Source organism: Robertmurraya sp. DFI.2.37, from assembly GCF_029211245.1.
Lineage (GTDB): Bacteria > Bacillota > Bacilli > Bacillales > Cytobacillaceae > Robertmurraya > Robertmurraya methanolica_A.
This window is the reverse complement of sequence record NZ_JARGEJ010000184.1, coordinates 1-518: the sequence shown is the minus strand read 5'-3', so window position 1 is coordinate 518 and position 518 is coordinate 1. Positions and strand designations below refer to the sequence as shown.

Sequence of the window (518 nt, the reverse complement as noted above, 5' to 3'; positions counted from 1 at the left end):
TTAAAGACCAGTTGCAAATCATCTTGCGCGAAACAAAAGGTATCGATAACGAAGTACTGACTAAAGCGTTAGCAGAGTGCTTAAAAAGGAAATTATACAGTGCAACTGATTTTGGTGATATCATTGCATATGTGAAACGTCAGCGCCAGGTACATGAAACAGTTATTGAAAAAAAGAAAGAAGTTAAGACTTTGAACAGGCTATCAGAATGGGTTTTAGAAACAGAAGCATACAAAAGAAAAGTAGATACTTACACGGTTTTAATGGAGGTTGAATAGCGATGAGCCAAATCCAACAATTACAAGACATAATGAAAGGGTTAAGACTCGTTGAAACTGCCATGCATCTCCCCCATTTGATCAGAGAAGCTGAGCAAAAAGACCTTTCATTTACTCAATTCCTGTTAGATGTCACTTCTTATGAGCAAACTCGAAGAGAAGAAAAGCAACTAAACAACCGATTAAAGTGGGCAACTTTTCCTTTCAGGAAAACACTTGAGGAGTTTAATTTAAAAGAAC

1 protein-coding gene and 1 pseudogene are annotated in these 518 nt (G+C 36.7%); both read left to right on the top strand.

The window, feature by feature from the left end:
- Positions 1–278 (top strand): annotated as a pseudogene (locus tag PZE06_RS26010) (IS21 family transposase); the annotation flags it as partial.
- A 2-nt stretch (positions 279–280) separates the two neighbouring features.
- Positions 281–518 (top strand): ATP-binding protein (locus tag PZE06_RS26005; protein WP_275792114.1); only part of this gene is annotated, 238 nt, incomplete at its 3' end.